This window comes from Mycobacteriales bacterium (assembly GCA_035533475.1).
In the GTDB taxonomy this organism is placed as follows: Bacteria; Actinomycetota; Actinomycetes; order DATLTS01; family DATLTS01; genus DATLTS01.
The window spans coordinates 1-5,383 of the sequence record DATLTS010000063.1; the positions used below are offsets into that span (position 1 = coordinate 1).

Annotated in this window: 8 protein-coding genes; all 8 read right to left on the reverse strand. The window is 70.7% G+C overall.

The annotated features are described in order from the left end of the window. A partial coding sequence (locus VNG13_15075) for a PIN domain-containing protein (GenBank protein ID HVA61837.1) occupies window positions 1–327 on the reverse strand: 327 nt, incomplete at its 3' end. Between the two features lie 9 nt (window positions 328–336). After that, entirely contained in the window at window positions 337–591 is a 255-nt protein-coding gene (locus VNG13_15080; protein HVA61838.1) for a hypothetical protein, read from the reverse strand. Window positions 592–680: 89 nt separating this feature from the next. Beyond that, the gene (locus tag VNG13_15085) at window positions 681–1,832 is read right to left on the reverse strand and encodes a site-specific integrase (GenBank protein HVA61839.1); all 1,152 of its coding nucleotides are present in this window, start codon (window positions 1,830–1,832) and stop codon (window positions 681–683) included. A gap of 38 nt (window positions 1,833–1,870) precedes the next feature. Next, window positions 1,871–2,065 carry a helix-turn-helix domain-containing protein gene (locus VNG13_15090; GenBank protein HVA61840.1) on the reverse strand — a complete coding sequence of 65 codons (195 nt, stop codon included), beginning with the start codon at window positions 2,063–2,065 and terminating at the stop codon, window positions 1,871–1,873. Continuing rightward, a complete protein-coding gene (locus VNG13_15095; protein ID HVA61841.1) occupies window positions 2,062–3,465 on the reverse strand; it encodes a replication initiator in 1,404 nt (467 codons plus the stop codon). The genes VNG13_15090 and VNG13_15095 overlap by 4 nt, the downstream gene beginning before the upstream one ends. Beyond that, window positions 3,462–4,826: an FtsK/SpoIIIE domain-containing protein gene (locus VNG13_15100; GenBank protein HVA61842.1), complete on the reverse strand. Its 1,365-nt coding sequence runs from the start codon at window positions 4,824–4,826 to the stop codon at window positions 3,462–3,464. The genes VNG13_15095 and VNG13_15100 overlap by 4 nt, the downstream gene beginning before the upstream one ends. Continuing rightward, the gene (locus tag VNG13_15105; GenBank protein ID HVA61843.1) at window positions 4,819–4,950 is read right to left on the reverse strand and encodes a hypothetical protein; all 132 of its coding nucleotides are present in this window, start codon (window positions 4,948–4,950) and stop codon (window positions 4,819–4,821) included. Before VNG13_15105 ends, VNG13_15100 begins: the two co-directional genes overlap by 8 nt. A 3-nt stretch (window positions 4,951–4,953) precedes the next feature. Then, on the reverse strand, window positions 4,954–5,229 hold the full coding sequence (locus VNG13_15110) for a hypothetical protein (GenBank protein HVA61844.1): 276 nt from the start codon (window positions 5,227–5,229) through the stop codon (window positions 4,954–4,956). Between the last annotated feature and the right edge of the window lie 154 nt (window positions 5,230–5,383).

Sequence of the window (5,383 nt, forward strand, 5' to 3'; positions counted from 1 at the left end):
CCAGGTCAGCATCACACCCGCCGATCCCGACACCGGCGAACTACTCGCCACCCCCGCCTGACCCGCCGATCCACCACTCGCGACGCCGACCCGCCGCGCGCTGCCGCCTGCCCGGTTAAGGCGTAGTTTTCGGATCAGCGAACGCAGGAATGCGACCTCGGCGGCCGGCCCGAGCCGGGACTCGATCAGCCACGCCGCCTCCACGACCACCGGGGTCGGCACCAACAGCGGCTCGGGATGGGTGGCGAGTAGCCCTTCGCAACGGTCGTGGTCCCCATCCGCGGCGTCAGCCACCGCGAAGATCACCCCGGTGTCGACCAGGAGCATGGCCGCGGCTCAGACGTCGCGGGCGGTCTTATCGGCGAAGGCCTCGGCGCGTAGCTGCTTGTGCCTTCGGGCCAGGTCGCCCCCACCGGGCGCGGACGAACCCACACCGGCGAAGCTCAACCGCCGCGGCCCACCGACCGTATCGGTGGGCAGCCAGTCCGCGAGTAGCTGCGTGGTCAGCTCATCCACGCTTAGACCGCGCCGCGACGCTTCGGTGGCCAACCGGGCGGCCAGCTCCTCGGGCAGGCGCACCGACACCGTCATGACCGTGAGGATACGGCCCAGCGACGACCTATTTCCACAAGTCCAGGGGCTGCGCACGTGGCGGCAGGTGTTCAGGTGATCGCCGCGGCTCATGCGCCGCCCGGCAGCGCGGCCCTCGGGGTGCTCTTCTTACTGCGCGAGTTCAGGTTCGTGCAGTGAAGCTGGGAGAGTCGGTCGGCGACTTCGCGGTCGCGCCCTTCGACGGGGCGGGCGTAATGGCGGGTCGTGACGCTGGCCCGCGAGTGGCCTAGCCGCCGAGCTGCCTCGATCACCCCTGCTGCATCGGCGACCCACGTCCCACAGGTTGCGCGTAGGTCGTGCGGGGTGACGTCGATCAGGCCCGCCGCTTCGACGGCCGGATCCCAGATTGCGTGCCGGAAAGAGTTGTAGTGGAGGGGCTTGCCGGTCCGGCCAACGAATAGTAAGGCATCGGGATCGGCTGGGACATTCTCGGCGAGATGACGTTGGAGATCCTCGAGGAGAAACAGGGGCAGAGCTACCGCACGCTTCTGATGGGTCTTCGTGTCACCGAAGGAGTGTCGCCCCGCGATCTCGGCCAAGGACTCCTCGATCAGCAAGCGAGCCCTCATGGGGTCAACGCATCGGCGGCGTAGCGCGAACGCCTCGCCGATTCTGGGGCCGCAGTAGGCGAGCAGGTCAACGAGCACGCCAAAAGGCGGCCGGATGACCGAGCTGAGCCGCGCCACCTCGTCGGGGTTCAAGATCCGGGGCTCGGTCTCGGGCATCCGCGGCGGCCGGACACCCTGGCAGGGGTTCACGAGCATCAACCGGTCGTCGACAGCTGCGGCGAGGATTTGTGACAGCAACCGGAGAGCTTGCGTCACTCGGCTGGGGCCGAGACCCCGGCCGGTCATTTGCGCGACCCACTCCCGGACCGCGATCTTCTGGACCCGGGCCACCATGGTGGCGGCGAAAGTCGGCTCGATACAGGTCCGCCAGAGCGAGTCGTACGACGTGTACGTCTTGGGTGTCAGCCGGGACTGTTGAGCCGCCAGGTAGCGCTCGCCCCACGCCCGCACCGTGATCTGTCCGGCTTGGTGATCGTGCCAATCGCCGCGCAGGAGATCGGCCTCCGCCGTAGCGAGATAGCGGAAGACGTCGGTCTTGGTCGCGAATGTGTGGGGCCCGGCTCGCTCGGCGCCGTCGACCCCGGCGAACCTAGCCTGCCATCGTCCTGACGGGAGCTTGCGCACGTTCCCGAAGCGACGCCGAGTGCCCATCGAGCCTCCTGAGCGAACGGATCTCTCGAAGTCCGAGACTAGGCGCGAGGACCGACAGTTTGCGGGTCAACGCAGGCGGCTTCGATGAAGGCGTCCAGATCTGTGGACAGGATTCGAACGTACTTGCCGAGTTTGCGGTAGCGGATGCGGCGTTCGGCGACGAGCCGGCGCACGAACCGGTGTGGGACGCCGAGCCGCTCGGCGGCCTGGTCGATGGTAAGCAGCGTGGTCATCGTGGCTCCCTGTACCGGTCGAGGCGGGCGAGTTGACGGGCTTCGGCGCGACGGGCGCGGGCGGTGTCGGCGAGCCAGGCGTCGCCGAGGGTGGTGTAGCCGCGCCCGGTGTAGCGCAGGGCGCCGATCGATTCCCGGGTCGTGAAGTCCGGGCCGTGGGCACGGGCCCGAGCGTGGTCGTGTCTGGTGGTGCGCAGCGCGGTGAACGTGGTCGAGTAGCGGCGGCTCTTGGTGATGAGGTGGCCGCGGAAGCCGAGGGTGTGCGCCCAAGCGCGCAGTCTCAGGTGCCGATAGGCGGGGTCAGCACCGAGCCGCCAGCAGGTGGCGACCATCCGGCGCAGGTGCGAGTTCACCTCGAGGGTGTCGATGTCGGCGGCGCGGCGGATCGGGCGGTCCAGCGCTCCGGCCGCGCCGGTGGACTTGGTGGCGTATTTGGCGAGGTAGCCGGCGACGGTTTCGACGATCGGGTGCAGGGTCTCGTCACGGCTCGCTGGGATCGGGTGGATGTCGAATTGCGTCCCCCAGCTCAGCCGACCGCGCTTCGGCGATGGCAGGGCGACGCTGGCGACTCGGGCGGCGTCGGTGAGCGCGGCGATCAGGTCGGCGACCGTGATCCCTTCCGGGGCCGCGACCACGGGCACGTCGGTGCTGGCGGCGTCGAGGCGGGCCACGGCGTGCAGGTGAACGACACCGCGAGCCTGGTATTCGGCGACCTTGCCGAAGGCAAGCCGTACCCGGCGAGCGAGCTGCCGGGTGGAGATACCGGCCCGGGCGGCGAGCGCCCGCTTGGTGAGCAGCACGGTCGCTTGCCAGAGAGCGGTGACGTGACAATTGAAAAGGACGGCCGCTTCGTAGTCGAAACAGGCCGGGCAGATCGGCTGGCCCAGCAGCGGGTCGTGCCCGTCGTGCTGTATCTCGCAGACCGAGGGTGTCCCGTGGCGGCAGCTGCCGAGGTCACCGAGACGGGGCCGGCAGCGGTGCCCCCGGCCGGCCCGGTCTTCGCGTCGGGAGTGCACCGGGCCGAAGCTGGGTGCGGTCAGCGTGACGAAGACCCGGGGGTGCGCGGCGACGCTGGCCGGGACGCCTTTCCCGCCACGCAGCCCGGCGGCGACCAGCTGCCACGCGTCCGCGCGGTACGTGGCGGCGCAGGAGGGGCAGACCGTAGCACGGCGGTTGCCGCAGGCCACGAGGAGCACCCCGTCGGGCTCGCCGGCGGTGTCCATGAGACCGGCCAGCTCCCCGCTGACGGGGTCGACGGCGTCGAGCCGGCCGGCGAGGCGGATCGGGTGCCGGCAGTAGCCGGTGCCGGCGGCCTGCGCCGCCCACCGTTCGTAGCGTTCCGGGTCGGCGGCGCGGTGCAGCACCTCGCCCAGGGCGCCCGAATCCCCCGGGCCGGTCATCGCTTTCCCTGCGCGCGGCGGAGGGTTTCGGCGCGGACGGCGAGCTCGGCCAGGGTGGTGTCGTCGATGTGGTGCGCCCGGCAGCGGATCGGGGCGCCGCCTTCGTGGAGCAGGTAGCCGACGCCGCGATGCGCCGGGTCGATGTCGGAGGCGGTGTAGTTGGCGGACGCCCAACCGGCGCCGAGGACGGTGTCGGAGGCCTGTGGAGTAGAACAGCGCAGCGCCCAGCGGAACCCGAACAGGTCACGCAACGCCGTGGGGATCACGTCGTGAGAGGGTTTCTGAGTCGCCGCGAGCACGATCAGCCCGGCGGCCCGGCCGCGGGCAACGAGGTCGCGGAGCAGCTCTGTGAACTCGGTGCGCTCCTTGCGGTCCGGGGCGAGCAGGTAGTGCGCCAGTTCGTCGACGACCAGGACGTGCAGCGGCATCCCGACCTCCGGGGTGACCTTGCGGGCCCGGTTGGCGAGCAGCGCCAGGTAGCGGTCGTCCATCTCGACCTGCAGGGCCCGGAGCACGTCGTTCGCGTGCTCAGTGGACACGCCGACGGAGTGGTCGGCGCAACCGCCCCAGGCGGCGAGTTCGACTAGTTTGCCGTCGAACAGGTGCAGTCGAACGTCCGGGTCCAGCGCCGCGGTGGCGACCAGCAGGGACAACGCGTTGGACTTGCCGGCGCCGGGCTCACCGCCGAGGAGCAGGTTGCGTTCGACCAGGCTGATCTCGACGGCTGCGCCGTCCTCGTCGACGCCGACCGGGATCGGCCCCCACAGCGAGAGCCGTTCGGCGGTGGCGTTCGGCCAGGCCGGGACGGGCTGGGCGAGCGGGTCGTGGCGGACGATCGTGACCGAGGCGTGCCGGGCGTTGTCGACGTAGCGGGCTACCCGCACGTCGCGCACCTCCAGGGAGGCGGCAAGCAGCTCGGCGGCCTCTTCCAGGTCGGTGACGGTGCCGCCCCAGGGCAGCCGGACGGTGAGCTGATCTCCTGCGGGCCGGCGGCGGATCTTCAGGATCGCTGGGGTGGCGCCGCGGAACTCCGGCAGTGCGACGACCCGGATCGCCCGCCGCCAACGCCGGCGCACCGACTGCTTGTGCAACACGAGTCCGACAGGGTGGCGGAGCTGCGGGACCAGCAGCACACCGAGGGTGATCAGGATCAGTCCGGTCAGCGCAGGCCAGAACAGTCCTTCCGCTCGGACGTTGAGCACCCCGGTCGTGATTCCGCAGAGGACCGCGAGTTCCAGCCACCAGCCGGCCAGGGTGCGCAGTAGCCCGAACAGCACGATCTCCGGCAGCGAGGGCGCCGGGGGCGCCGGCCGTGACACCGGCGCCCCCCACCCGTCGTACCCGGGATACTGGTTACCCACGACCGCCGACCAGCTGAGTCAACGCGGCCAGCGCCGCGTGCACCGTCACCACCGCCACGTGGGTGAACACCGCCGGGGCGATCGCCGCGGCGACGAGCACCCCGGCCAGCAACTTCCAGCGCACGGCTCAGCCCGCCTGGCTCGCCGGCTTCGACGCCGAGCCGGTGGCCGGCTCGATCCGGGCGGCTTTGAACGCGACCCCGGACCGGTCGCCCATCGTCCACGGGTTGGCCACCAGGCCGGACACCCGCACCGGGAGTCCCTGGGTCAGGTTCGCCGGCTCCCCGGACAACTTGACCGAGAGCACCTCCGCACCGCCGTCGGCGAGCGCGACGAGCCCCACCGCGTACAGCGGCACCCCGGCCTCGTCCAGCTTCGGCCGCTTGGACTCGAAGTCCCGCACCGGCTCCGGTGCGGACCCCCGTGGGTTCGTGGATTCTGAAGCCTTCTTCTCGTGGAACCGGAGTGCAGTCTGTCGGTTGCCGTGTTCAGCGGGGTGCTTGGGTTCGCGAACCGGTGACCAAGCATTGCGTGGAGTCAGGGCGATCGGTGAAGTC

What these genes read in the sequence shown, in the direction of transcription:
- VNG13_15080 (HVA61838.1), bottom strand. Translation starts at nt 591, where the DNA reads ATGACGGTGTCGGTGCGCCTGCCCGAGGAGCTGGCCGCCCGGTTGGCC.
- VNG13_15085 (HVA61839.1), bottom strand. Translation starts at nt 1,832, where the DNA reads ATGGGCACTCGGCGTCGCTTCGGGAACGTGCGCAAGCTCCCGTCAGGA.
- VNG13_15090 (HVA61840.1), bottom strand. Translation starts at nt 2,065, where the DNA reads ATGACCACGCTGCTTACCATCGACCAGGCCGCCGAGCGGCTCGGCGTC.
- VNG13_15095 (HVA61841.1), bottom strand. Translation starts at nt 3,465, where the DNA reads ATGACCGGCCCGGGGGATTCGGGCGCCCTGGGCGAGGTGCTGCACCGC.